Source organism: Methylobacterium sp. J-118, from assembly GCF_057836565.1.
The window spans coordinates 2,657,507-2,680,163 of sequence record NZ_JBYQFA010000001.1 but is presented as its reverse complement, the minus strand read 5'-3'; the positions used below and the strand labels follow the sequence as shown (position 1 = coordinate 2,680,163).

General features: G+C 69.7%; 28 protein-coding genes and 1 tRNA gene. 13 read left to right on the top strand and 16 right to left on the bottom strand.

The window, feature by feature from the left end; genetic code table 11:
* The first annotated feature begins 4 nt into the window (after nucleotides 1–4).
* Genes AC3IF3_RS12885 through AC3IF3_RS12875 form a run of 3 tightly spaced genes read left to right on the top strand, consistent with a single transcriptional unit; the run spans nucleotide 5 to nucleotide 3,099 of the window.
* Nucleotides 5–1,081, top strand: a complete 1,077-nt coding sequence (locus tag AC3IF3_RS12885) for an ABC transporter permease (protein ID WP_489229068.1) — start codon at nucleotides 5–7, stop codon at nucleotides 1,079–1,081.
* Nucleotides 1,078–2,004, top strand: a complete 927-nt coding sequence (locus tag AC3IF3_RS12880; RefSeq protein ID WP_489229066.1) for an ABC transporter permease — start codon at nucleotides 1,078–1,080, stop codon at nucleotides 2,002–2,004. Before AC3IF3_RS12885 ends, AC3IF3_RS12880 begins: the two co-directional genes overlap by 4 nt.
* A 33-nt stretch (nucleotides 2,005–2,037) precedes the next feature.
* Nucleotides 2,038–3,099 carry a BMP family ABC transporter substrate-binding protein gene (locus tag AC3IF3_RS12875; protein ID WP_489216234.1) on the top strand — a complete coding sequence of 354 codons (1,062 nt, stop codon included), beginning with the start codon at nucleotides 2,038–2,040 and terminating at the stop codon, nucleotides 3,097–3,099.
* A 46-nt stretch (nucleotides 3,100–3,145) separates the two neighbouring features.
* Here the strand turns inward: AC3IF3_RS12875 and AC3IF3_RS12870 are convergent, their stop codons facing one another.
* Nucleotides 3,146–3,412 carry a hypothetical protein gene (locus tag AC3IF3_RS12870; RefSeq protein ID WP_489216232.1) on the bottom strand — a complete coding sequence of 89 codons (267 nt, stop codon included), beginning with the start codon at nucleotides 3,410–3,412 and terminating at the stop codon, nucleotides 3,146–3,148.
* A gap of 229 nt (nucleotides 3,413–3,641) precedes the next feature.
* Complete coding sequence (locus AC3IF3_RS12865; RefSeq protein ID WP_489216230.1) at nucleotides 3,642–3,875, bottom strand: hydroxyisourate hydrolase; 234 nt, start codon at nucleotides 3,873–3,875, stop codon at nucleotides 3,642–3,644.
* 280 nt (nucleotides 3,876–4,155) lie between these two features.
* Between AC3IF3_RS12865 and AC3IF3_RS12860 the strand changes: the two genes are divergently transcribed.
* From AC3IF3_RS12860 to AC3IF3_RS12850, 3 genes are all read left to right on the top strand, one after another.
* Complete coding sequence (locus AC3IF3_RS12860; RefSeq protein ID WP_489216228.1) at nucleotides 4,156–5,559, top strand: nucleobase:cation symporter-2 family protein; 1,404 nt, start codon at nucleotides 4,156–4,158, stop codon at nucleotides 5,557–5,559.
* 32 nt (nucleotides 5,560–5,591) lie between these two features.
* Nucleotides 5,592–6,434 carry a factor-independent urate hydroxylase gene (gene pucL, locus AC3IF3_RS12855; protein WP_489229064.1) on the top strand — a complete coding sequence of 281 codons (843 nt, stop codon included), beginning with the start codon at nucleotides 5,592–5,594 and terminating at the stop codon, nucleotides 6,432–6,434.
* 314 nt (nucleotides 6,435–6,748) lie between these two features.
* Nucleotides 6,749–7,006: a hypothetical protein gene (locus tag AC3IF3_RS12850; protein WP_489229063.1), complete on the top strand. Its 258-nt coding sequence runs from the start codon at nucleotides 6,749–6,751 to the stop codon at nucleotides 7,004–7,006.
* Between the two features lie 346 nt (nucleotides 7,007–7,352).
* Here AC3IF3_RS12850 and yidD read toward each other — a convergent pair whose 3' ends face one another.
* Together yidD and AC3IF3_RS12840 are read right to left on the bottom strand one after the other, a co-directional pair.
* Entirely contained in the window at nucleotides 7,353–7,691 is a 339-nt protein-coding gene (yidD, locus tag AC3IF3_RS12845) for a membrane protein insertion efficiency factor YidD (RefSeq protein WP_489229061.1), read from the bottom strand.
* Between the two features lie 4 nt (nucleotides 7,692–7,695).
* On the bottom strand, nucleotides 7,696–8,139 hold the full coding sequence (locus tag AC3IF3_RS12840) for an iron-sulfur cluster assembly scaffold protein (protein WP_489229060.1): 444 nt from the start codon (nucleotides 8,137–8,139) through the stop codon (nucleotides 7,696–7,698).
* A gap of 386 nt (nucleotides 8,140–8,525) precedes the next feature.
* Here AC3IF3_RS12840 and folE point away from each other — a divergent pair, with 386 nt between their 5' ends.
* Genes folE through AC3IF3_RS12825 form a run of 3 tightly spaced genes read left to right on the top strand, consistent with a single transcriptional unit; the run spans nucleotide 8,526 to nucleotide 10,643 of the window.
* Nucleotides 8,526–9,197, top strand: coding sequence for a GTP cyclohydrolase I FolE (gene folE, locus AC3IF3_RS12835; protein ID WP_489220320.1), 672 nt, complete (start codon nucleotides 8,526–8,528; stop codon nucleotides 9,195–9,197).
* A gap of 40 nt (nucleotides 9,198–9,237) precedes the next feature.
* Entirely contained in the window at nucleotides 9,238–9,660 is a 423-nt protein-coding gene (gene hisI, locus AC3IF3_RS12830) for a phosphoribosyl-AMP cyclohydrolase (protein ID WP_489216220.1), read from the top strand.
* Complete coding sequence (locus AC3IF3_RS12825) at nucleotides 9,657–10,643, top strand: patatin-like phospholipase family protein (protein WP_489229059.1); 987 nt, start codon at nucleotides 9,657–9,659, stop codon at nucleotides 10,641–10,643. The genes hisI and AC3IF3_RS12825 overlap by 4 nt, the downstream gene beginning before the upstream one ends.
* 34 nt (nucleotides 10,644–10,677) lie before the next feature.
* Here AC3IF3_RS12825 and AC3IF3_RS12820 read toward each other — a convergent pair whose 3' ends face one another.
* The 9 genes from AC3IF3_RS12820 to cynS all read right to left on the bottom strand — a co-directional run bounded on the left by AC3IF3_RS12820 (nucleotide 10,678) and on the right by cynS (nucleotide 15,863).
* Nucleotides 10,678–10,836, bottom strand: coding sequence for a hypothetical protein (locus AC3IF3_RS12820; RefSeq protein WP_489216216.1), 159 nt, complete (start codon nucleotides 10,834–10,836; stop codon nucleotides 10,678–10,680).
* A 577-nt stretch (nucleotides 10,837–11,413) separates the two neighbouring features.
* Entirely contained in the window at nucleotides 11,414–11,608 is a 195-nt protein-coding gene (locus tag AC3IF3_RS12815) for a hypothetical protein (protein WP_243971855.1), read from the bottom strand.
* A 345-nt stretch (nucleotides 11,609–11,953) separates the two neighbouring features.
* The gene (gene aqpZ / locus AC3IF3_RS12810) at nucleotides 11,954–12,703 is read right to left on the bottom strand and encodes an aquaporin Z (protein ID WP_489229058.1); all 750 of its coding nucleotides are present in this window, start codon (nucleotides 12,701–12,703) and stop codon (nucleotides 11,954–11,956) included.
* 181 nt (nucleotides 12,704–12,884) lie between these two features.
* A complete protein-coding gene (locus AC3IF3_RS12805) occupies nucleotides 12,885–13,229 on the bottom strand; it encodes a hypothetical protein (RefSeq protein ID WP_489229056.1) in 345 nt (114 codons plus the stop codon).
* A 215-nt stretch (nucleotides 13,230–13,444) separates the two neighbouring features.
* Complete coding sequence (locus tag AC3IF3_RS12800) at nucleotides 13,445–13,657, bottom strand: hypothetical protein (protein ID WP_489216210.1); 213 nt, start codon at nucleotides 13,655–13,657, stop codon at nucleotides 13,445–13,447.
* Between the two features lie 115 nt (nucleotides 13,658–13,772).
* Nucleotides 13,773–14,147: a hypothetical protein gene (locus AC3IF3_RS12795; protein ID WP_489229055.1), complete on the bottom strand. Its 375-nt coding sequence runs from the start codon at nucleotides 14,145–14,147 to the stop codon at nucleotides 13,773–13,775.
* A 44-nt stretch (nucleotides 14,148–14,191) separates the two neighbouring features.
* Nucleotides 14,192–14,461 carry a DUF1488 family protein gene (locus tag AC3IF3_RS12790; RefSeq protein ID WP_489229053.1) on the bottom strand — a complete coding sequence of 90 codons (270 nt, stop codon included), beginning with the start codon at nucleotides 14,459–14,461 and terminating at the stop codon, nucleotides 14,192–14,194.
* 235 nt (nucleotides 14,462–14,696) lie between these two features.
* Entirely contained in the window at nucleotides 14,697–14,885 is a 189-nt protein-coding gene (locus AC3IF3_RS12785) for a hypothetical protein (RefSeq protein WP_243971866.1), read from the bottom strand.
* 489 nt (nucleotides 14,886–15,374) lie between these two features.
* Nucleotides 15,375–15,863 carry a cyanase gene (gene cynS / locus AC3IF3_RS12780; RefSeq protein ID WP_243971868.1) on the bottom strand — a complete coding sequence of 163 codons (489 nt, stop codon included), beginning with the start codon at nucleotides 15,861–15,863 and terminating at the stop codon, nucleotides 15,375–15,377.
* A gap of 233 nt (nucleotides 15,864–16,096) precedes the next feature.
* Here cynS and tsaE point away from each other — a divergent pair, with 233 nt between their 5' ends.
* From tsaE to AC3IF3_RS12765, 3 genes are all read left to right on the top strand, one after another.
* Nucleotides 16,097–17,677: a tRNA (adenosine(37)-N6)-threonylcarbamoyltransferase complex ATPase subunit type 1 TsaE gene (gene tsaE, locus AC3IF3_RS12775; RefSeq protein ID WP_489229051.1), complete on the top strand. Its 1,581-nt coding sequence runs from the start codon at nucleotides 16,097–16,099 to the stop codon at nucleotides 17,675–17,677.
* A gap of 18 nt (nucleotides 17,678–17,695) precedes the next feature.
* A complete protein-coding gene (locus tag AC3IF3_RS12770) occupies nucleotides 17,696–18,448 on the top strand; it encodes a nucleotidyltransferase family protein (protein WP_243971872.1) in 753 nt (250 codons plus the stop codon).
* Between the two features lie 118 nt (nucleotides 18,449–18,566).
* A tRNA-Arg gene (locus tag AC3IF3_RS12765) sits at nucleotides 18,567–18,643 on the top strand.
* Here the strand turns inward: AC3IF3_RS12765 and AC3IF3_RS12760 are convergent.
* From AC3IF3_RS12760 to AC3IF3_RS12750, 3 genes are all read right to left on the bottom strand, one after another.
* Nucleotides 18,614–20,248, bottom strand: coding sequence for a recombinase family protein (locus tag AC3IF3_RS12760; protein ID WP_243971874.1), 1,635 nt, complete (start codon nucleotides 20,246–20,248; stop codon nucleotides 18,614–18,616). The genes AC3IF3_RS12765 and AC3IF3_RS12760 overlap by 30 nt on opposite strands.
* Nucleotides 20,249–20,315: 67 nt before the next feature.
* Nucleotides 20,316–20,651 carry a recombinase family protein gene (locus tag AC3IF3_RS12755; RefSeq protein WP_489231291.1) on the bottom strand — a complete coding sequence of 112 codons (336 nt, stop codon included), beginning with the start codon at nucleotides 20,649–20,651 and terminating at the stop codon, nucleotides 20,316–20,318.
* 594 nt (nucleotides 20,652–21,245) lie between these two features.
* Entirely contained in the window at nucleotides 21,246–21,983 is a 738-nt protein-coding gene (locus AC3IF3_RS12750; protein WP_489229048.1) for a hypothetical protein, read from the bottom strand.
* 9 nt (nucleotides 21,984–21,992) lie between these two features.
* Between AC3IF3_RS12750 and AC3IF3_RS12745 the strand changes: the two genes are divergently transcribed.
* Complete coding sequence (locus AC3IF3_RS12745) at nucleotides 21,993–22,289, top strand: hypothetical protein (RefSeq protein ID WP_243971878.1); 297 nt, start codon at nucleotides 21,993–21,995, stop codon at nucleotides 22,287–22,289.
* Nucleotides 22,290–22,657: the final 368 nt, after the last annotated feature.

The following is a 22,657-nucleotide window of genomic DNA, read 5'->3' as shown; positions in this document are numbered from 1 at the left end:
AGCCATGCGCCTTGACCTCGTGCCGCGCCCCGGCCGCGCGCCGCTCGCCGCCCTCCTCGCGCCGGCCCTGGCCTTCCTCGCCTCGGTGCTGCTCGGCGGCGTGGCCGTCGCCCTGCTTGGAGTCTCGCCGGCGGCGGCCTTCGCGGCCTACTTCATCGCGCCGCTGTCCGAACTGTGGTCCCTGCAGGAGATCGCCGTGAAGGCCGCGCCGCTCGCCCTGATCGCGACGGGCTTGGCCTTCTGCTACCGGGCGAACCTGTGGAATATCGGTGCCGAGGGCCAGTTCGTGGTCGGTGGCCTCGCCGGCGGCTGCGTCGCCCTCGCCACCCAGGGCAGCGCGGGCTTCACCTTCTGGATCCTGCCGACGATGCTCGCCGCCGGCACCCTCGCCGGCATCGCCTACGCGATGATCCCGGCCGTGCTGAAGGTGCGGCTCGGCGTCTCCGAGATCCTGACCAGCCTGATGCTGGTCTACGTCGCGGAACTGCTCCTCGACTACATGGCCCGGGGCCCGTTGCGCGATCCGGCGGGATACAACTTCCCGCAGAGCGTCCCCTTCGATGCCGCCGCGCGCCTGCCCTACCTGATGGAGGGGGAAACCCTGCATGCCGGCGTGCTCGTCGCCTTCGCTTCCGTCGTGCTGGCCACGATCGTCCTCGGGCGGACCCTGTTCGGGTTCGAGGTGCGGGTCGTCGGGGCGAGCCCCCGCGCCGCCCGGTTCGCCGGCTTCAGCGAGGCCCGCCTGACGCTCGCCGCCTTCGCGGTCTCGGGCGGGGCGGCGGGGCTCGCGGGGATCGCGGAAGTCGCGGGCCAGATCGGGCAGCTCCAGCCGACGATCTCGCCGGGCTACGGCTTCACGGCGATCATCGTCGCCTTCCTCGGCCGGCTCTCGCCCCCGGGCATCCTCGTCGCCGCCCTGGTGATCGCGCTGACGACGATCGGCGGTGAGGGCGCGCAGATCGACCTCCGGCTTCCCCTCGACCTGACGCGGGCCTTCCAGGGCGTGCTGCTCGCCTTCGTCCTGGGGGCGGACGTCCTCACCCGCTTCACGGTCCGCCTCGTCCCGGGAGGGGCCCGATGAGCCTCGACATGGTCCAGATGATCCTGGTCACGGTGCTGACGGCGGCGACCCCGCTGATCATCGCCGCGATCGGCGAACTGGTGGTCGAGCGCGCGGGCGTGCTCAACCTCGGGGTCGAGGGCATGATGATCTGCGGGGCGGCCGTCGGCTTCGCCGCCGCGGTCGAGACCGGCTCGACCCTCCTGGGCGCCCTGGCCGGCGCCGGCGCCGGATTGGGCCTGGCGGCCCTGTTCGGGCTGCTGACCGTCGGGCTCGCGGCCAACCAGGTCGCCTCGGGTCTCGCGCTCACGATCCTCGGCCTCGGCCTGTCGGGACTCGTCGGCGCCCGGTATGTCGGCCTGAAGCGGGATCCCGCACCCCATCTCGACATCCCCGGCCTGAGCGACCTGCCGGGGGTCGGCCTGCTCCTGTTCGGCCAGGACGCCTTCGTGTACGCGGGCCTGGCCCTGACCTGCGCCGTCTCGTGGTTCCTGTGGCGGACGCGGGCCGGCCTGATCCTGCGCGCGATCGGCGACGACCACACCGCCACCCACGCCCTCGGCCTGCCGGTGCGCAAGCTGCGCTTCCTGGCCGTGCTGTTCGGGGGCGCCTGTGCCGGGCTCGCCGGATCCTACCTGTCGCTGGCCTACACCCCGTTCTGGGCCCCGGCGATGACCGCGGGCCGCGGCTGGATCGCCCTGGCGCTCGTCGTCTTCGCCTCGTGGCGGCCGGCGCGGCTGGTGGCCGGGGCGATCCTGTTCGGGGGCGCCACGGTGCTGCAGCTCCATGCCCAGGCGGCGGGCATCGGCCTGCCCGGACAGCTACTCTCGGCGCTTCCCTACCTCGCGACGATCGTCGCCCTCGTCCTGCTGTCCCTCGGGCGGCGGCAGGGCGGATCGCTCGCCCCCGCCGCCCTGGGGCGCGACTTCACCCCGCACCGCTAGCGGTGCCGTCCACCGGAGAGGACACGAGCGACCATGCGACATTCCATCTGCGCCGGCCTCGGTGCGCTCCTGCTCCTGCTCGGCCCGGCGCGGGCCGCGGACAAGCTCAAGGTGGGCTTCGTCTATGTCGGGCCCGTGGCCGATTACGGCTACTCGTTCCAGCACGACCTCAGCCGCAAGGCCCTGGCCGAGGCCATGCCCGACACGGTCGAGACCACCTTCCTGGAGAACGTGCCCGAGGCCGACAGCGAGCGGGCGATCGAGAAGCTCGCGCGCTCGGGGGTGGGCCTGATCTTCACCACGTCGTTCGGCTTCATGGAGCCGACCCTGAAGGTCGCCAGGAAATTCCCCGCGGTGAAGTTCGAGCACGCCACCGGCTACAAGCGCGCGGCCAACGTCTCGACCTACTCGGCCCGGTTCTACGAGGGTCGTTACGTCTGCGGGAAGATCGCCGCCAGGCTGTCGAAGACCGGGACGGTCGGCTACATCGCGTCCTTCCCGATCCCCGAGGTGGTGAGCGGCATCAACGCCTTCATGCTCGGCGCGCAGTCGGTCAACCCGAACGTGAAGGTGAAGATCGTCTGGGTGAACACGTGGTTCGACCCGGGCAAGGAGGCCGAGGCCGCCAAGGCCCTGCTGGCGCAGGGCGCCGACATCCTGACCCAGCACACCGATTCCGCCGCCCCGCTGCAGGAGGCCGAGAAGCAGGGCAAGCTCGCCTTCGGGCAATCCTCCGACCAGTACCGCTTCGCCCCGAAGGCGCAGCTCACCGCGATCGTCGACGACTGGAGCGGCTACGTGATCGGCGAGGCCAAGGCCGTGCGCGACGGCTCCTGGAAGAGCCACGACACCTGGGGCGGGATCAAGGACGGCCTGGTCGTGCTCGCCCCGTTCACCAACATGCCCGCCGACGTGAAGGCCATGGCCGAGGACACCGTGAAGGCGATCGCCGCCGGCACGGTTCATCCCTTCGCCGGTCCGGTGACGAAGAAGGACGGGACCGTCGCGGTCAAGGACGGCGAGACCGCCCCCGACCCGATGATCCTCGGCATGAACTGGTACGTGAAGGGCATCGACGACACGCTGCCCCAGTAGGGAGCCGCGGACCGCCGGACGCGGATCGGGATCGGGATCGGCGCCGTCAGCGGCTCGCGGGGGACCCGTAAGTGCCGGGCGGCGGCCCGGCGGGCTCCTCGACGGCGACCCCGCCGCGGCTCGGCGGCACCGCCACGGCATCACCCGACCGGATCGATTCGGCCTCGTTGCGCGGTCCGGCGATGCCCTCCGTGCCGCCCGGTGCGGTGGATGGATCGCGCCCGGCCGGCGCAGTGTAGGATTGCGCCGCGGCGGCGCCGGCGGCGCCGAGAAGTCCGCAGAGCGCCAAAGTCAGGGTCGTCTTCGTTCGCATGGTCGCCTCGCGCCCGCTGCATCCTGCAATCGGGACGAATGGCGCAGCTGCGGGCTGGTTCCGCCGTTTCAGCGCCGGTGGCGCGGATGCCTATGAAAGAGGTGAAAATGGCGACGGCGGACGCCGCGACCGCGCAGGCCGCCCTCGAATCCGGCGCCCGGGCGGAAGATCCGCTTCCCGCCTGAGCCTGACATCTCGCCGGCGTCGCGGCCAACCCCGTGCCGCGGGCTCAGCTCCCCCGGTAGGTTTGGAAGCTCCACGGGGTCGCGGCCAGCGGCACGTGGTAATGCGCCTCCGGCTCCGCCACACCGAAGCGCAGGGGCACGACGTTAAGTAAGGCCGGCCGCGGCAGGGCGAGACCGAGCCGGCGGTGATAGTCGCCGAGGGCGAAGCGAAGCTCGTAGACCGCGATCGGGACCGGGCGTCCGCCGATCAGCGGCGGCCCGGGCGACCCACGGCGCATGCTCGAAGACCGCGCCCAGCGCCGCGATGAAGTCGGGTTCCGGGAGGCCGTCGAGATCTGCGAGGGAAAACGTCATCGCGCTCGCACCGCCCCGGTCCCGTGCGGCCGCGACGCAGGCACCGGGCCAAGCGCCGGCGCTCGGGAATCGGCCGGCCCGCGGGAGCGATGGCCAGGGCGGGGCCGGGACGCGGGGGTGGCATATGGCTTGCGCCTCCGCCCTCGTGGCGCATCGGGCCGCGCTCCGGCTGCCGGCCCGTAACGCCTCGGGGGAGTCTCCGCGATGTCGAGCGCCGTCCGGTCAGAGCCTTCCGCAGCCTCGGGTACCGTCGCGCTCGGGCCGGCCACCGCCCCGGTGGGCGGGGTCGGCCCCCTCGCCCTCGGGCTCCTCGGCCTCCAGCACGTGCTGGTGATGTATGCGGGCGCGGTGGCGGTGCCGCTGATCGTCGGGCGGGCGCTGAAGCTGGCGCCGGAACAGGTGGCGATGCTGGTCAGCGCCGACCTGTTCGCCGGCGGCCTCGCCACCCTGGTCCAGAGCTGGGGCCTGCCCGGGATCGGCGTGCGCATGCCGGTGATGATGGGCGTCACCTTCGCGGCGGTCACGCCGATGATCGCCATGGGGAGCAATCCCGCGATCGGGCTCACCGGCATCTACGGCGCGGTGATCGCCGCGGGCCTGTTCGCGCTCCTCGTCGCGCCGCTGATCGGGCGGCTGCTGCCGCTGTTCCCGCCGGTGGTGACGGGCACCATCATCCTGGTGATCGGCATCTCGCTGATGCGGGTCGGCGTGAACTGGGCGGCCGGCGGGGTCGGCAACCCGGCCTACGGGGCGCCGGTCTACCTGGCGATCGCGGCCTTCGTCCTCTGCGTCATCCTGGCGATCACCCGATACGGCACCGGCTTCGTCAACGCGGCCTCGGTGCTGATCGGCATCGTCCTCGGCATGGTCGTGGCCGGCATGTTCGGGCTGGTCGACTTCGGCCACGTGGCCAGCGCGCCGTGGTTCGACGTGGTCCGCCCCTTCGCCTTCGGCTGGCCGAGCTTCGAGCCGGTCTCGGTGGTGACGCTGAGCATCGTGATGATCGTCGTGATGATCGAGTCGACCGGCATGTTCCTCGCGCTCAGCGAGATCTGCGCCGATCCGATCGACGCGGCGCGCCTGACCCGGGGCCTGCGCGGCGACGGCCTCGGCACGGTGATCGGCGGCATCTTCAACACCTTCCCGTACACCGCGTTCTCGCAGAATATCGGCCTCGTCGGGGTCACCGGCGTGCGCACGCGCTCCGTGGCGGTGATCGGCGGGATCATCATGCTGGGCCTCGGGCTGGTTCCCAAGCTCGCCGCCCTGGTCGAGGCCGTGCCGCAATGCGTCCTCGGGGGCGCGGGGCTGGTGATGTTCGGCATGGTCGGGGCGACCGGCACGCGCATCCTCGGCGCCGTCGATTTCGCCAGCAACCGCAACAACCTGTTCGTGGTCGCGGTCTCGGTGGGCTTCGGAATGATTCCCCTGGTGGCGCCGGGCTTCTTCCGGCAGATGCCCCAGGCGCTGCATCCGCTGCTCGAATCCGGCATCCTGCTCTGCGCGCTCTCGGCGGTGCTCCTGAACCTGTTCTTCAACGGGCTCGGCAGCACGGAGGAAGCCCGCGCGGCCGCCATCCGCCAAGCCAAGACCGCGGAGGCGCATTGAGATAGGCCTTCGGCCCCATTCCGGAGATCCCCATGGCCCTGACGGCATCGCGATACGGCAAAAGCCGGGTGCGGGTGATGCGCCTGACCCGCGACGGCGACCACCACACCCCGCGCGAACTGACACTCACGGTCCTGATGACGGGGGGGTTCGACGCCGCCTGGACCGCGGGCGACAACCGGGCCTGCGTGGCCACCGACAGCGTGAAGAACATCGTCAACGTCACCGCGGCGGAGAACCTCGCGCTCGACAAGGAGGCCTTCGCCGAGGCCGTGGCCAAGGTCTTCCTCGACACCTACCCCCAGGTGGAGGAGGTCGCGATCGAGGCCACGGAGACGCGCTGGCTGCGCCAGGAGATCGGGGGCGCCCCGCACGGCCATACCTTCGTCCTCGACGGCAACGGCTTCGGCTATGTCGGCCTCGTGGCGAACCGGGGCGGGTCGGTGCTGCGCTCGGGCCTGCGCGGATTCACCGTCATGAAGACCACGCAATCGGGCTGGGCCGACTTCGTCGACGACACCTACCGGACGCTTCCCGACACGACCGACCGCATCGCCGCCACCAGCATGGACGCGACCTGGACCTGGGCCGGCAAGCCGATCGACTATGCCGCCGCCAACGCCGAAATCCTGTCGGTCCTGATCGCGGTGTTCGGCACCACCTACAGCGCCAGCGTCCAGGACAGCATGTACCGGATGGGCGAGGCGGCTTTGGCCGCCGTGCCGGAGATCGACACGATCGGCTTCGCGATGCCGAACAAGCATTACATCCCGGTCAACCTGCAGCCCTTCGGCCGGGCGAATCCGGGGACCGTGTTCCTGCCCACGGACGAACCGCACGGCCAGATCGAGGCGACGATCCGCCGGACGGGCTGAGGCGGCCTTCGACAAGCGCGGCATCGGCGATCGATCGGGCCGAGCGGGAGGGGGGATTGGCGAAAGAACCGTGCCAGCAGGCCGGCCGTGCCGAGAGCCTTCGACAGCCCGGCTAAAAGGCTGCGGCATCAGGGACTTCGCCGATCCTTCGACCCTCCGCCTGCGGCGCCGGCCTCCGGAGCGGGCACCGCCTCGTGCGCAAGCGCACAAATAGCGAACAGGGTGTGTTGTTATTTTCGGCAGCGCTGCACAGTTCCGATTCCATGGAAAGCGGCCGGCCCATGCCCGGCACCTTCGCCATCGGATCCTGCGCCATGACCACCCGCATCGTTCTCGGAGCCGTTCTCGGCTTCACCCTCTCCACCGCAGCGCTCGCGCAGAGCTATACGGCCCCCGCCGGGATCCCCGCCACCACCGCGCCGGGCGGCCTTGAGGGGCGTGCGGCCGTCCCGAACCTCATGAACGACCGCGGGCCTGCGTTCCGCGCCGGTCCGTCCCACGGGACCACGGACGATCTGGTCACCGGCACCCTGCCCCACCCGCACCGGAACCACACGGGCGGCGCACGCTGAGGGCGGGCCCCGAGAGGCGACGCCGGTGAACGCCGGGTGGTCCTTGCGGGATCGCGGAACGCAGTTTCGCCGAAGCACCGCCCGATGACCGGCCGTTTGCATTCCCGGTTCCCGCCGCGGGCCGTGGTGGTCCCACATCGGCCCGAACACGGCGCGACCCGCCCCCCTCTCCCGTGCGGGCTACCGGAGTCACACCTCGCGTTTTGATCCCCGGCCGGGTCGAAGGATCTTGGCTGTCCAGAGCTGCCATGCGCCCGCCCTCCCCCGCGTCAGCCACCCCGTCATCCCGGGTCCACGGCGGTGCGGCGCCCTGTTTCACGTGAAACAAAACGCGAACTCAGCGGTCTCAGCCCGTCTCCGTCCGCGGCGCCTCACTCACCGTCTCGCAGGCGAAGGGCGCGGGCGGCGCCTCGACGCCGCGCCAGCGGGCATAGGCCCAGGGGCGGTACCAGGCGGCCCCCGCGGGCAGCCGCTCCGGCACGAGGTCGATGCCGTGGGTGCCGAACGGCCCGCAGCGGCAGATCCGGGCGAAGCCCATCCAGCCCCCCGGCCAGAGCCCGTGCCGGGCGATGGCCGTATCGGCGTAGTCGGAGCAGCTCGGCCAGTGGCGGCACTGGCGGCCGATCAGGCTCGACAGGGTGAGCTGGTAGATGCGGATCGCCCAATGCGCGGTGCGCCGGACCATGCCGTCACGCGGCCTGCCGCTTGGCGGCGATCTGGTCGAGGGCGTCCACCACCGCGTCGAAGGTCAGCAGCGTCGAGGCGTGGCGCGCCTTGAACTCCCGTACGGGCTCCAGCACCGCGAGATCCGCCCAGGCCCCGCCGGGGGCCGGGCCGTTCTCCTTGAGCATCGCCCGCATGGTCGCGCGGACCGCGCGCAGCTCCTCCGCGCTGGCGCCGACCACGTGCCGGCCCATCAGCGACGAGGAGGCCTGCCCGAGGGCGCAGGCCCGGACCTCCTGGGCGAAATCCGCGACCCGCCCGTCCTCACCGAGCACGAGATCCACCGTCACGGTCGAGCCGCACAGGCGGGAATGCGCGGTGGCGCTGGCCTCGGGGTGGTCCAGCCGGCCGAGCCGCGGGATGTCGGCGGCCAGTTCCAGGATACGGCGATTGTAGATGTCGTCGAGCATCGGGTCCTCGGCCGGAAGCGCATATCCCATCGGGACGCTGCCGCGTGCATCGCGCATTGCGCGTTGCCCCGCGAACGATGATATAGGCGCCGGACGGACGCTTCGCGAGGAGGCGGACCGTCGACCAGGGTCGCGCCCACGGCCACGGTGATTCCCACAGCTTCTGAACCGCCCGGGGCGCCGGCTTGAAACCTTTTCGAGCCCGGGATCTTCCCTCGAACGCCCGACGCGATCCGACGATGTACGCCAAGCCCGACAGCACCCCGATGAAGTCCCGCGTCGCGCGGGCCGGAGATGCCATGGATGCCGCGCTCAAATCCCTGTCCTACCAGGGCGACGCTCCGGGCTTCGACCGGGGCGGGCTCGACGGGCAAGGGCTGAACGGCATGCGCAACGACAACCGGCCGGTGGATGACGGGCGTCCCGCCGAGGTCGCCCCCGAACCGGCCTCCGCCACCCGCGTCCCGGACGGGATCGAGACCGGCCGCCCGAGCCGCGCCGAGGCCGAGGCCGCCGTGCGCACGCTGCTGCGCTGGGCCGGCGACGATCCGGCCCGCGAGGGGCTGCGCGACACCCCGGCCCGGGTGACTAAGGCCTACGAGCAGCTGTTCGGCGGCTACGGGGTCGATGCCGAGAAGCTCCTGGAACGGGTCTTCGAGGAGGTCGAGGGCTACTCGGACATCGTGCTGGTGCGCGACATCCCGTTCCACTCCCATTGCGAGCACCACATGGTGCCGTTCATGGGGCTGGCCCACATCGCCTATTACCCGACCCGGGGCGTGGTCGGCCTGTCGAAGCTCGCCCGGGTGGTCGACACCTTCGCCCGGCGCCTGCAGACGCAGGAGACCATGACGGCCCAGATCGCCGACGTGATCGAGAGCATCCTCAAGCCCCGCGGCGTCGCCGTGATGGTGGAGGCCGAGCACCTGTGCATGGCGATGCGCGGCGTCCAGAAGGCCGGGGTCTCGACCATCACCAGCCAGTTCCGCGGCGTGTTCAAGGGCGACGCCAACGAGCAGGTGCGCTTCCTGACCCTGGTGCGCGGCGGCGCCAAGTAGCCTATAGGACCCGCGAACCAGAGGTCCCCGCCCCCGCCCCATGACCGCGCGCGACATCGCCTTCGATCCCCCCGGCTCCCGCGCCGAGGTCGAGGAGGGCACGGCCTTCATGCCCCGCTTCGACCGGGACGGGCTGATCACCTGCATCGCCGTCGACGCCGGGGACGGCCGGGTACTGATGCTCGCCCACATGAACGCCGAATCGCTGGCGCGCACCCTGGAGACCGGGGAGGCCTGGTACTGGTCGCGCTCCCGGCGGGAACTCTGGCACAAGGGCGCCACCAGCGGCCAGATCCAGCGCGTCGTCGAGATGCGGGTCGATTGCGACCAGGACGCCCTGCTGATCCGGGTCGCGGTCGGCGGCGACGGCGGCTGCTGCCATACCGGCCGGCGGGACTGCTTCTACCGTGGCGTCGTCCGGAAGCCGGACGGCGGCGTCACCCTGGAGAGCGCCGGGATATGAGCGCGAGCCTTGCCGCGACCGGGTGGCAAGACTGTCCCGCCGTCACGTCCTTTCTGCCCGGCGCGGTCGAGCCGATCCGGCCCCTGCCCAGGGCGGGCCCGCGGATCGGGCTGGCCCTGGGCGGCGGCTCGGCCCGGGGCTGGGCCCATATCGGCGTGCTCCGCGCCCTCGAGGAAGCGGGCATCCACCCGACCGTGGTGGCGGGCTGCTCGATCGGGGCGGTGGTGGGCGCCTGCTACGCAGCCGGGCGCCTGGACCGGCTGGAGGCCTTCGCCCGGGCGCTGACCCGGCGCCGCGTGGTCGGTCTGATCGATCCGCGGCTGCCGGGCTCCGGCCTGATCGCCGGCAATCGCCTGCGCCAGCGGCTCCGCGCCGACCTCGGCGAGCGCCGCATCGAGAACCTGCCGATCCGCTTCGGCTGCGTCGCCACCGAGTACGGCAGCGGCCGGGAGGTCAGCCTGACCGAAGGTCCGGCGGTGGACGCGGTGCGCGCCTCCTACGCGATTCCCGGCCTGTTCCCCCCGGTGACCCACGAGGGCCGGGTGCTGATGGACGGGACGCTGGTCAATCCGGTGCCGGTGGCCCTGGCGCGGGCGCTCGGCGCCGATCTGGTGATCTGCGTCAATCTCAACGGCGACACCGGCGGCCCGGTGGTGCGCGAGGCGCCGCAGCATCCGCTCCGCCGCGGCTTCCTGCAGACCCTGCGCGAGCGGTTGCCGGGCTTCCAGAGCGCGGAGCCGGAGATCGCCGTGCCGGGCCTCGCCCGGGTGGTGCTCGACGCCTTCAACATCACCCAGGACCGGATCTCGCGCGCGCGGCTGGAGCGCGACCCGCCGGATGTGGCCATCGGCCCGGACGTGGCCGGGTTCGGCCTGTTCGACTTCCACCGCGCCGCCGAGGGCATCGCCCTCGGGCACCGGGCCGCCCGGGCCGCCCTGCCGCGGATCCGGGCCGTCCTGCAGGGCGCCGAGGCGCGGGCGTAGGGCCTCGTCCCCGGCGGGGTCGCGGGACGGGCCGCTATCGGAAGACGGGCAATCCCGCGCCGATGATGACGAGTCCGAGCACGATCAGGCCGCCCCCGGCCCCCTCCAGGGCCGCCTGCTGCACCGAGCGCCGCGGCGCCAGGCCGGCAAGCGACGCCCCCGAGACCAGGCAGATCACGCTGAGCAGGGTCATAGCGGCAGGCGCTCCGGCGCCCAGGCGGACGCTCACGACGACATCGGGCCGCCGAGGCTACAGGCGCACCGTTAAGGAAAGATCTCGCGGGACGCGCCCGCCCGGGGCGGTGACGGCAGCCGACGGCCCCACGGATGGCGCTCGGCGCCGGGCCTGCGCCGCCATAGCCTGACCAAACGTCTCTTCCCGAAATCCGGGTAGAGTTGGATACAAATTGACGAATCCTGAAATCAAAATCTGCCTTATAATAATACGATCATATTATCCATGTAGTTCGATAATTCTAAAGCCTGTTCGGCCGTTCTTGCCCGGTTGCGACCTCATCCCGCGGCGTGTCGCGGTGCGGAGCCCTCGAAGGAGGCCTCCAGCCGGCCGCGCGATCCCTGGAGAGCTCTTTCGAGTCTGCTGCGCAGCACCCTCACGAAGAGGCGACGATCGGGCTACACGTCGGTCAGGACGGCCGCGCGATCGCAATCGCACGGTCAAACGGGCGTTCAGACTCGGCAGCCGCCCCCCATCCCGGTCCGGAGCGCGGACACGCGGCCCACGCTCCGTGTTCGATCAGGCGATGGAGATGTTAGTGCTTGCCGGTGCTCTTGGCGTGGGCCTTGGCCGAGCTTTCATGCGCCTTGACCGAATGGCCATGCGCTTCCTCGGAGTGTTTCGTGGCCGTGGCCATGTCACCCTTCGCATGATGATCGGCCGCACTCTTGTGGGATTTGGCCGCGGCCTCGTGATGCTTGGAGGCTTCGGCGTGGGATGTCTGAGCCATGGCTGGTTTCCTTCGTTGCACCGGTGACCGGTGCGTGTTGCGGTCGTTGCGACCGTCGCATCCGGACAGGATGTTTCCCGCCCGGCGTGCTGGCTTCCTCGGAGCCGGCCCATATCGGGGACGGGCCGTTTCGCTGCCGGTGGGACGGTGCCGACGGCGGGAGGCTCCCGAGAGACTTTGAATCGAGGATCTTCGTCGTTCCGTTGCGCCCCGGACCGATCCTCCGGGATGTCAGGGTCGAGCCCGGGGGGCGCGAAGATGGATCGCGACCGCGGCGCGATCCGGGACGAATCCGGGAGGGATGATCGACGGTCGCCGGGGCTGTCCGCCCCGTCACGCCGGCCTTCAGATCGGCCGGACGGCGGCCTTCTCGACCACCACGGTTTCGACCATGTCGGCCGGCTCGTAGAACCACCGCGCGAGCCTACCCGCCACCATGGCCCCGGCGATGGGCGCGCGCCAGAACAGCCACAGCTGCCCGATATAGGCTTCACCCGCGAACAGCGCCGGCCCCGTGCTCCGCGCCGGGTTGACCGAGGTGTTGGTCACCGGGATCGAGATCAGGTGGATCAGAACCAGGGCGAAACCGATCGGGATGCCGGCAAAGCCCACCGCCGCCCCCTTCGAGGTCGTTCCGATGATGATGAACAGGAAGAAGAACGTCGCCAGGAACTCGATGGCGAGGCAGGAGACGATGCCGAACCGGCCGGGGCTGAGGTCGCCGTACCCGTTCGCGGCGAAGCCGTTCGGAACCCAGCCGGGCTTCCCCGACGCGATCAGGTAGAGGGCGCCCGCCGCCAGGATCGCCCCCGCGACCTGCGCCAGGATGTAGGGGACCACATGCCGGCTCGCGCATCGCCTGGCCGACCATAAGCCGAGGGTGACCGCGGGATTGAAGTGGCCCCCGGAGATATGCCCGACCGCGTAGGCCATGGTCAGGACGGTGAAGCCGAAGGCGAAGGATACGCCCAGGAAGCCGATGCCGAGCTCGGGGAAGGCCGCCGACAGCACCGCCGCGCCGCATCCGCCGAATGTCAGCCAGAACGTGCCGAGGAGTTCGGCTGTCGCACGCCGCATGGTCGAATGATCTGTCATCGAAGCCCTCCAGGGCTGTCGCGCAGGACGGTCGACGCCGGGACGACGTCGCCGCAGCGCCCGCCCCCGGTCCGGATGCCCCCCCGCATAGGCGTTCGCGGCCCGAGACCCGCGCTGCGACGGGCCCTCTGACACCGAGCCGGGCACCCACCTCGGCGGACAGTATATTCAGGACGATGCGTTAGACGTGAGGGCTTTGCACGTTCGGTCGTAGCGGGCTCTCGGTCCGATGCACCGCCGCGGTGATCTCATCGCGAAGATCCTGACGCTGTATCTCTTCGAAATCGGGGAGGATGTCGTCGTGCGCGGCGTCGATCACCGAGATCAGACTGACGTCGCTGCCGTCCCCCTTGAATGTCACCAGGACCTGAGCGTCGCTGTATTGATCGGTCGGATCGATGCAGAGGTGCGTCGGCATAGGCATCTCCGGACCACGGTTCGGGATGAGCGCCACCGCATCGCCGCCGTCCCGATGGGCCGGGTCCGGGGCGACGGTGCGCGGGCAGGTCGGGCGCGTTGCGCGCACCGGCCGGATACCGACCGGCGATCCGACGTCCGGAGTCTATCCGCGGGACGCTGCCGTGGCGCCCACCAATTCTGATGCTCGGATCCGCGAATATGACGCGACCGGCCTGTCCCGGACCCGGTCCGGCATCCCCGGGCCCCCGCTCTCCGGCGCGCCATCCTGGCCGGGCGGAGCCGTGGCCGGTCGGGCGACGTGGCCGACCGATCCCGACCGGATCAATCGTCCGGGCGCGGCATCGGCCGTGCCTGAAGGAACGCGGCGCGCACGAAGGGGCGCTTCAGTCCGATGCCGACATTGGGACGACCGACAAATTCCTGGGCGCCCGGGTGGCTGCGCACCGCCTTGACGAGGTTCAGCCGATAACCGCCTCGGAAGAGGAACACGCTCGCGACCGACCCGGACAGGAAGGCTTCGACGGCGGCGTCCACCTCGTCCTCCGAGATGAGCTTCCGGTCGCACAGCGTCCCGATCGTCTGAAAATCCATCATCGTGACGATGTAGGGCGCGGATCTCGCCCGTGGATCCGAAGGCCGCCGCCGCTCGTCAAGGCGCGGGGCGCACGACAGGATCGCTCGACGCCTGTGCCGAGGGGCGTTCCTGCGCGCCTACGGCCGCCGCGACCTGGGCCAGCTTCTCGGACATGTATCGGAGCGCTTCCGCGCCGCGATCGATCTCGTGCCGCCGGTTGGCGACGGGACCCGCCTCGTCCTTGGTCGATGAGATCGCGTCTGCGGCGAGGCCGAGCCGTGCAGCCACACGCTGCAGGGATTGCGGCCCGGTGAAGACTATTCGCGCATCGGCGGCGAGGGTCTCGACCAGCGTTCCCGTCTCGGGCTCGAGCTGCATGCCCCAATGCTGCTCGTAGTTCGAGGCCAGCATCTGGCACTTGGTGAACCAGCTAAATTCGATGCCCGTCAATCTGGGAGTTGTCATTGCAATTTTCCTGATCCTGTGAGCCGAAATCAAGACATGTCGGCTTCTTTAATCTCGACGATGCCGTTCATGACCCCGCCGAATTCGTATTTATTGCTGGCGAAGCCTTCGATCTCGCATTGGAAACTCTCGAAGAGAGCGATCGGCTCGGAATCCGCATCGCCGAAGCAATCGCGCAGCGTGCTGATCGCGATGCGGCATGGGATAAGCCTGCGCCCATCCGACATCGCGAAACGGACGTGTTCGCGCGTGTTCGCATCGATGACCGGTTGCCAGGCCGGGTATCCGACAATCGGCATGACGTATCTCCGCAGTCTTTGATATCATTTAAAACATGATGGATGTGTGCTGCAATAAATGGAAACGTGCGAACGCGCAAAAAGTCACGGATTTTATTTTCGATGATCTCGCGACAGGCCCGATGCCGCCCGACGCCCCCATGACGGGGCGCCGGGCTCGTCCTGCAAGACCGAAGCGGTGGCCGCCGTTTCGCGGATCAGGACGCGAGCGGCAGCCGGATCCGCCGGGCCGGTTTCACCCGATCTCCGGAGGCGCACCGGACGGGATGCCCAGCGGCTCGTTGGACGGCGGGACCTCGTCCGGCCCATCGTCGGGCATGCCCGGAGGCTCGGGGAGCGGCGTCCGGTCGGGATTCGGGGGATGCGCCGGTGACGGATCGGGATAGGTCGGGTCGGGGCGCTCGGGAGACATCGGGCTTGTCATGCGGGGGTCCTCGCGCGCTCGCCGCCGAAACGGGGACCGGTTCGCCGTCTGCGAGCGCGTCAGATCAAGGACCTGGGGCGACGCCCGGTTGCACAGCCACGCGGTACGCCGGGGATTCCGCCTCGCTCCGGCGACGACAAGGGGGCTACAGAGGTTTGAGGTCTCAGCGCGCTCGCCGGTCAGATCGGCGGGGCTCGGGTCCCCTCACTCGTGCGGGGCGGCGTTGGAGGTTGCGGGTGGTGCAGGATCGAACGGTGCGGTGCCGTCTGCACCACCCGCACCCCTGACCCCGCCCCGCGACGGGGAGGGAAACAGCGCCTTCCTTTCAAGATGGTGGCGTCAGCCCGAGACGTGTGAACCCGGCAGGCCGTGGGGGAAGGGCGACGCGCCTGGGGCCGGCCGTTGCCCCCGGCCGGACGCGATCCGTGAATCCGCCAGCCCCTGCGGGCACGGCGGATGCGGCGGATCCCGATCGCCCCCCCCGGCCGCTCAGCCCTCCTTGAAGCCGTATTCCGGCGTGTCGTCGTCGTTGCCGTAATACTTGTACGGCAGGAACTTGCCCGACATGGTCAGCCGCACCCGGTCGCCCTTGTTGTTGGCCTCGCGGGCCATGTCCATGTTGAAGTCGATCGCCGACATGATGCCGTCGCCGAACTCCTCCTGGATCAGTTCCTTGAAGGTCGTGCCGTAGACCATCACCAGCTCGTAGAACCGGTAGATCAGCGGGTCGGTGGGCGGCATCTGGGGGATCGAGCCGCGATAGGGCGCCTCGTTGAGCATGCGCTCCTCGGCGGCGGTGAGCCCGAACAGGGCGGCCGCCCGCTTGGCCTGGGCCTTGGGCAGCTTCATCTGGCCCATGCAGGCCGCGGTGATCAGGAACGGCGACAGGCCGCCGATCTCCGCGTGGATGTGCTTCCAGCTCCAGCCCTTCTCGCGCTTGATGTCGAGAAGCTTCTCGGTGAGGTCCTCGCGCTTCATGCGTCACTCCCTGCCTGATCGTCGAATGGGGGGCCGGGCCGGCCCGCGGGTCGTTCGCGTCGCCCTCGGCAAGCGGTATGCCAAGCACGGCGCCGGTCCGGCAATCCGCAGCCGATGCCCGCGAGCGTGGTTTCGGTGCACCGGGCGAACGGGAAGCGCACGAGAGGGGCCGGAAACGCTTGCATCCGTGGCGTGTTTTCGGACCATGCGTCTTCGGGTCTCGGAGGCGGGCTTTGGACGGGGACGATCGGGACGGGCAGAGGGCCGGCGGGGCGGCGGGCGCATCCGCGCCCTGGGAATTCGTGCTGCCGGAGGAGACCGCCACCGAGGATCTCGGCCTGTTCCTGTCCGAGTTCCTGCTCCCGGGGGACGTCGTGACGCTCTCCGGGGGCCTGGGCGGCGGCAAGACCACCCTCGCCCGTGCGGTCATCCGCGAACTCACCGGCGACCCGCGCCTGGAGGTGCCGAGCCCGACCTTCACGCTGATCCAGCCCTACGCGACCCGGGACGGCCGGCCGATCATCCACGCGGACCTCTACCGCCTGCGCGACGCCGACGAATTAGTGGAACTCGGCTTCGACGAGTTGGCCGAGGGGGCGATCACCCTGGTGGAATGGCCCGAGCGGCTGCCGGCCCGCGACGGGCCGGTGCTCAGCATCGACCTGTCCCTGCGGGCGGAGTTCGGTCCCGGGGCGCGGCTCGCCCGGATCGCCGGCACCGGCGCCATGCGCGCCCGGCTCGACCGGGCCCGGGCGGTGCGCCGGCTCCTCGACCGCAGCGGCTGGGACCTCGCCGAGCGCGCGCTGATGCAGGGCGACGCCTCGTCCCGCGCCTACGAGCGCCTGACCAAGCCCGACGGCACCAGCGCGGTCCTGATGATCGCGCCGCCCCGGCCCGACGGGCCGCCGGTGCGCGACGGCAAGCCCTACAGTGCGATCGTGCATCTGGCCGAGAGCGTCCACGCCTTCGTGGCCCTCGACCGGGGGCTGCGGGCGCTCGGCTTCTCGGCGCCCAAGATCTACGGCGAGGACCTCGCCGAGGGTCTGCTGATCCTGGAGGATCTCGGCAGCGAGCCGATGATCGAGGCCGGCGCCCCGCGGCCCGAGCGCTACGCCGAGGCCGTGCGCCTGCTCGCACGGCTCCACGCCACCCCCCTGCCCGCGGTGCTGCCGGTGGCGGAGGGCATCGACCACGTGCTGCCCCCCTACGACACGGAGGCGCTGCTGTTCGAGGCGGAGCTGCTGCCCGACTGGTACGCCCCGGCGATCCGGGACGTGACCCTGCCGGAGGCGGCGCGCTCGGACTTCGTGGCTCTGTGGCGGGCGGCCCTGGAGGGGGCGGTCCCGGACCGGCCGACCTGGACCCTGCGCGACTACCATTCGCCCAACCTGATCTGGCTGCCCGACCGGGACGGGCTGGAGCGGGTCGGGCTGATCGACTTCCAGGACGCGGTGATGGGCCACCCGGCCTACGACGTCGCCTCGCTGCTGCAGGATGCCCGGGTCGATGCCAGCGCCGAGTTCGAGCTGCGGCTCCTCGGCCTCTACGCCCGGGAGCGCCGGGGCCGGGACCCGGCCTTCGACGTCGGCGCCTTCGCCACCGCCTACGCCCTGCTGGCGGCCCAGCGCGCCACCAAGATCCTCGGCATCTTCGCCCGGCTCGACCGGCGCGACGGCAAGCCCGGCTACCTCGCCCACCTGCCGCGAATCGAGGGCTACCTCGCCCGCAACCTCGCCCATCCGGCGCTGGCCGGGCTGCGGGCCTGGCACGCGGAACACCTGCCGGGGCTGGTCGCCCCCGCCCCCGAACCCTGACCACCGGATCCGCCCCGCATGAGCGAGCTCGAGCCAGCCGTCAGCCGCGCCTTCGTCCTGGCCGCCGGCCTGGGCAAGCGCATGCGGCCGGTGACCGCCACGGTGCCGAAGCCCCTGGTGGAGGTGGCCGGCAAGGCGCTCCTCGACCACGCCCTGGACCGGGTCGCCGAGGCGGGGATCGGGACCGCGGTCGTCAACGTCCATTACCTGCCCGACCTGATCGAGGGCCACCTCGCCCGCCGGGCCGAGGCGCCGGGCCGGGGGCCGGCCACGATCGTGTCCGACGAGCGCGGCGCGCTGCTGGAGACCGGCGGCGGCATCCGCAAGGCGCTGCCGCTCCTGGGCGAGGCGCCCTTCGTCGTGCTGAACGCGGATTCGTTCTGGCTGGAGGGGCCGGCCTCCAACCTGCGCCGGCTGGTCGAGACCTGGGACGCGGCCCGCATGGACGGGCTGCTCCTCGTGGCCCCCACCACCACCAGCCTCGGCTACGAGGGCGCCGGCGATTTCGTGATGGATGCGGACGGGCGCCTGGAGCGCCGCGGCGAGCGTGCGGTCGCGCCGTTCATCTATGCCGGGGTGGCGATCCTGGACCCGGGCCTGTTCGCCGACACGCCGGAGGGGGCCTTCTCGCTCAACCTCCTGTTCGACCGGGCGATCGCGGCCGGGCGGCTGTTCGGCATGCGCCTCGACGGCCAGTGGCTCCATGTCGGCACGCCGGAGGCGATCCGGGCCGCGGAGGAGCGGGTGAAGGCGAGCGCCCGGATTCTCTGACCCGGCGGGGGTGACGCTCGTGGCCGGATTCTCTTGCCACGATGTGTCTTGCCAAGCCCGATCCGAGCCTCTAGAAGCCCCCTCACACCGGCGGGGCGAGACCCCGCCGCCGTGTCAGGCGCCCGTAGCTCAGCTGGATAGAGCACCAGACTACGAATCTGGGGGTCAGAGGTTCGAATCCTTTCGGGCGCGCCACTTCCGTACAGAACTGCGAACACTGGGCGCGGCTGAGCCGGCATCAAGGATGGCCGTTTCCAGGGCTTCTTTCCCGCCAACGATGCGGATGACATCTGCCCCGACCTCGACCCGGTCGACGATCGCCTGAAGCCACGCCTTCCGGAACGGGATCTCTCCCGTCGTCACGTTCTCGCGCATCAGACGGCCGAATCGTTCGATGAGGTCCGGAGCGATTTCCGCCGGCGGACGCGCGTTGACGTGGATCCGGTCGAGCGCCGCTTTGGCGCGGTCCCGCTCCTGTTTCAGCGCCGCAAGACGGTCCCTCAGGATGTCGTCGAGGTCGGTCATTCCTTCTTCGATCATTCGGTACAAGCGCTTCAGTTTCTCCTCCGCCCCGGCGACCTCGCGGTGCAGCGCCGCCACCCGCACGTCGACCTGGATCGCCTTCTCCGCCCTCACCGACCAAAGCGAGGCGAGCGTCGTCCGCAGCCGGTCAGGCTGCAACAGCTCCGCCACGAGGCGGTCTGTGACCAACGTGTCGAGGGTATCCATCCGGATCGATCGGCCGGTGCAGCCGGTCTTGCCTTGCCGGCCGTGGGTCGAGCAGCTGTAGTAGCGATGGACTTGGCCGGACTTCGACGTGCCGGTGCGGAGCGTCATAGGGCCGCTGCAGGTCGTGCAGGTCGCCAGCCCGGTGAGCAGGATCGGGCCGGTCACGACCCGGGCCGGCGTGGTGCGTGGGTTGTGCGCCTTCAGCGTCGCCTGCACCGCCTCGAACTCGGACAGGGAGATGATCGCCGGCACAGTGATCGGGATCTGCTCCGCCTTCGGTTTCTCGGTCAGCGTCCGCGAGCAGCGCCGGTTGAACACCCACTCGCCGACATACACGCGGTTGGTCAAGATACCGTGAACCGTCGCGACCCCGAAGCGACCCCCGGAGCGAGTGCGGTAGCCGCGCTCGTTGAGATGGCAGGAGATCGCCTTGACCCCGAGCGGACCGGAGATGCCGTCGCCATGGCGGTAGAGGCGGAACATCAGTGCGATCGTTTCCGCCTCGACGCTGTCGACCGCCAACCGCTTCTTGATCCGGGCCCCGCGCTTCTCGACCTCGACGGCGGTGTAGCCCAGCGGCACCGGAGCGCCGTTGTAGAAGCCCTGACGCGCATTCTCCTTCATCGCCCGCAGCACGTGCTTGGCGTTCTCCTTCGACTGGTACTCGTCGAACAGGGCGATCACCTGCCGCATCATCACCTGGGCGGGATCGTCACCGAGTTCCTGGGTGATCGAGATCAGCCGCACGCCGGCCTTGGCGAGGCGGCGCACGTACATCTCCAGACCGAACGAGTCCCGGAAGAACCGCGAGTATGAGTGGACGAGGATGACGTCGAAGGGGTCGTCGTCGTCGCAGGCGCGCTCGATCATCTTCTGGAACGCGGGGCGGTTGTCGTCGGTGGCCGAGGCACCCGGCTCGACATACTCCCCCATCACCGGCCAAGCCTTGGCGGCGCAGAAGGCGTGCACCTGCGCTCGCTGATCGGGGATCGAGAGATCCGATTCGGCCTGGCGTCCGGTGGAAACGCGCAGGTAGCAGACGACACGCTGAGGCTCATCGAGAGCAGGCATGGCGCGCGCTTTGCGGGTGTAATGACTCACGGCGGGAACCTCGGCACGGCAGGGGTGGTGAGCACGTTCAGAGAGATGAAAGCTGCTTCGACTGGTACGCGTCGAACCGGGCGATCACCTGCCGTATCATCACCTGGATGGGGTCGTTGTAGAGTTCCTCGGTGACCGAGATCAGGCGCACGCCGGCCTCGGCGAGGCGGCGCACGTACGGATCGCGCCCGCAGGCATCCCGAAGAAATCGCGGATGAGAGGGGACGAGGATGACGTCGAAGGGATGGTCGTCGTCGCAGGCGCGCTTGATCATCGTCTCGAATGCGGGCCGGTTGTCGTCGGTCGCCGAGGCACATGGTTCGACACACGCGTCCACCACTGGCCAAGCCTTGGCGGCGCAGAAGGCATGCACCTGTGCCCGCTGGTCGGGGAGCGAGAGATCCGATTCGTCTGCAGTCCAGTGGAAACGCGCAGGTAGCACACGACGCGCTGCGGTCCGTCGAGAGACGGCAGGACGCGCGTTTTGTGGGCGTGTCGGCTCATTGGCGGAACCTCAGCAGTTCAAGAACGAGAGCTCTCATGGACATGGAGGCTGCGAACTCTGCGACTCGGCGGCAAGAGTCGTCGCTGCATCCTCCAAAGGCGGTCACGCTCGCAGGGTGGCGAAGCCTCAACCCAGCAGATCGTCGATGAAGCTCCCGAGATGCCGATCGATCACTTCGATCTCCCGGGTCGCCACGTTGGTGGGATCTGCGAGATCGAGGACGAACGAGGGATGCCTGCGGATACCGGGGCGGCGCTGCGTTGCGACGCGAGCCCGCGCACCGGGGGCATGGCGTCCGTCAGGCCGCCGAGGCTCGGTCTTGCGTCGTCCGTTTCGGCGAGATGTGTTCGGGGGAAATGGCTTACGCATCGTCGGGCTCCTCAATGGAGCTCTCCAATGATGCCAGTCCGCTTTGAAAAACTCGGGTAAAAACTCGCGCGGCCCTGTCGAACGACGAAATCTTCAGCCTGTCCGCTGCTTCGCGATGATCGCCGGCACACGGATCTCGATCGGCCCCCCCCGTTTGATCGCTGTTTCGACCTCGTTCAGCAGCTCGCCGCGCAAGAAGTGGATGTTTGCGTCGGCGAGACCGTTGAAGGCGTCGATGATCAGGTCCCTGCAGAGGAAGTACCGGCTGATCGCATCGGGATCGGTGCTGTCGAGACTCGACCAGCCGGCGAGGTAGTTGATCAGCCAGTTTGCACCGTCCGGGCTCAGCGGCGCGAACTTTCCGATCCTGCACCACCCGGCGCAGCGTGCCGCTTCGAACATGGCACTCGACAGATGGTAGCTCCGCCACAGCTCAGCGGGATTGATGTGACCGTAGATCGCGACTTCGACCATCTCCGGTAGGCTCAGGCGGAATTTCTCCTGTTGCTTGGTGTCGAGGAGCAGGCGCTCCTCCAACAGAGCTTCCTTCCCTTCCCACCAACCGATGTCGTCGTGCGCGCGCACCGCGTGGCCGAGTTTGTGTTGCTCGCTGGTGATGAGCTGGTCTTGTTCGCTGGCGATGGCGAGCAGGCGCAGGATCCGTTTCTGTGCGGTGATCCAGGCATCGCCGGTTTTCGCGTTCGGCTTTCCCGGATGTTTGCGTCCCCGTCCGCGCGCGTCACCCTTGAACGCCTTGAAGGTGGGATAGGGCGATAGCTCGGCTACGAACTTCTCTGCCGCATCGGTAACCGTTGCCGGACTCCACGACACTGGGATCCCATGGAGGATCTCCTGCCGCAACTCCTCGTGCAGAACCTCACGCCGATGTCCTTTCGCGCGGCCAGCATCTCGCGCGCGACGGAGCAGCGCCTCGAAGAGGCCGACGTAGGTGAGGCCGAAGCTCGCCTGCAGGAGCCTCTTCCGCTCAACGGTGCGGGGGCGTCCCGTCTGGACGGGCGGCGGACACGTAACTGGGACCCAGGCGAGCGGGTGACCTCGTCCATCCCGACGGATGTCCTCCGTTTTGAGGGGCTGGCTGTACACGAACCTGGGGGCATCATCGTCGCCGAGCATTGAGTCCGCTCCATCGTTTGAAGGTGGATTCGAGCGATCTCAAGATCGCGACGAAGAATGTAGGTCGGCATGAGAGTCCTCATGCCGACCCTTCGTATGAAGATATGGAAGATTATCGACTATGGGCCTGATGTCGTATTTTGCCTGGTATGACGCATAGCTCTGTAGACTGTTTGTGTAAGTCGCGGATCGCAACCTATCGCTGCCGTCATCTCGACGGATGATCAGAACAGCGGATCCTCTTTCTTTGTCGGATTGTTCCTGGGCTGTGGAATCGGATGCGGCTCGAAGCCCGGGGGAGGTGCGCGATCCATTCTCGCCGCAGCCGCGAGGCATAAATCGAGACTCGGTTGATTTTGAATGCCCGGTGT

Coding starts and splice junctions, on each gene's coding strand:
- AC3IF3_RS12825 (WP_489229059.1), top strand. CDS start 9,657: ATGAGCGCGAGCCTTGCCGCGACCGGGTGGCAAGACTGTCCCGCCGTC.
- AC3IF3_RS12790 (WP_489229053.1), bottom strand. CDS start 14,461: ATGCCGATTGTCGGATACCCGGCCTGGCAACCGGTCATCGATGCGAAC.
- yidD (WP_489229061.1), bottom strand. CDS start 7,691: ATGGTCCGGCGCACCGCGCATTGGGCGATCCGCATCTACCAGCTCACC.
- AC3IF3_RS12885 (WP_489229068.1), top strand. CDS start 5: ATGCGCCTTGACCTCGTGCCGCGCCCCGGCCGCGCGCCGCTCGCCGCC.
- AC3IF3_RS12820 (WP_489216216.1), bottom strand. CDS start 10,836: ATGACCCTGCTCAGCGTGATCTGCCTGGTCTCGGGGGCGTCGCTTGCC.
- AC3IF3_RS12770 (WP_243971872.1), top strand. CDS start 17,696: ATGAGCGAGCTCGAGCCAGCCGTCAGCCGCGCCTTCGTCCTGGCCGCC.
- aqpZ (WP_489229058.1), bottom strand. CDS start 12,703: ATGACAGATCATTCGACCATGCGGCGTGCGACAGCCGAACTCCTCGGC.
- AC3IF3_RS12815 (WP_243971855.1), bottom strand. CDS start 11,608: ATGGCTCAGACATCCCACGCCGAAGCCTCCAAGCATCACGAGGCCGCG.
- AC3IF3_RS12840 (WP_489229060.1), bottom strand. CDS start 8,139: ATGCTCGACGACATCTACAATCGCCGTATCCTGGAACTGGCCGCCGAC.
- AC3IF3_RS12870 (WP_489216232.1), bottom strand. CDS start 3,412: ATGCGAACGAAGACGACCCTGACTTTGGCGCTCTGCGGACTTCTCGGC.
- AC3IF3_RS12880 (WP_489229066.1), top strand. CDS start 1,078: ATGAGCCTCGACATGGTCCAGATGATCCTGGTCACGGTGCTGACGGCG.
- cynS (WP_243971868.1), bottom strand. CDS start 15,863: ATGAAGCGCGAGGACCTCACCGAGAAGCTTCTCGACATCAAGCGCGAG.
- AC3IF3_RS12860 (WP_489216228.1), top strand. CDS start 4,156: ATGTCGAGCGCCGTCCGGTCAGAGCCTTCCGCAGCCTCGGGTACCGTC.
- AC3IF3_RS12760 (WP_243971874.1), bottom strand. CDS start 20,248: ATGCCTGCTCTCGATGAGCCTCAGCGTGTCGTCTGCTACCTGCGCGTT.
- AC3IF3_RS12865 (WP_489216230.1), bottom strand. CDS start 3,875: ATGCGCCGTGGGTCGCCCGGGCCGCCGCTGATCGGCGGACGCCCGGTC.
- AC3IF3_RS12745 (WP_243971878.1), top strand. CDS start 21,993: ATGGAGGATCTCCTGCCGCAACTCCTCGTGCAGAACCTCACGCCGATG.
- AC3IF3_RS12850 (WP_489229063.1), top strand. CDS start 6,749: ATGACCACCCGCATCGTTCTCGGAGCCGTTCTCGGCTTCACCCTCTCC.
- pucL (WP_489229064.1), top strand. CDS start 5,592: ATGGCCCTGACGGCATCGCGATACGGCAAAAGCCGGGTGCGGGTGATG.
- AC3IF3_RS12875 (WP_489216234.1), top strand. CDS start 2,038: ATGCGACATTCCATCTGCGCCGGCCTCGGTGCGCTCCTGCTCCTGCTC.
- AC3IF3_RS12785 (WP_243971866.1), bottom strand. CDS start 14,885: ATGACAAGCCCGATGTCTCCCGAGCGCCCCGACCCGACCTATCCCGAT.
- folE (WP_489220320.1), top strand. CDS start 8,526: ATGCGCAACGACAACCGGCCGGTGGATGACGGGCGTCCCGCCGAGGTC.
- hisI (WP_489216220.1), top strand. CDS start 9,238: ATGACCGCGCGCGACATCGCCTTCGATCCCCCCGGCTCCCGCGCCGAG.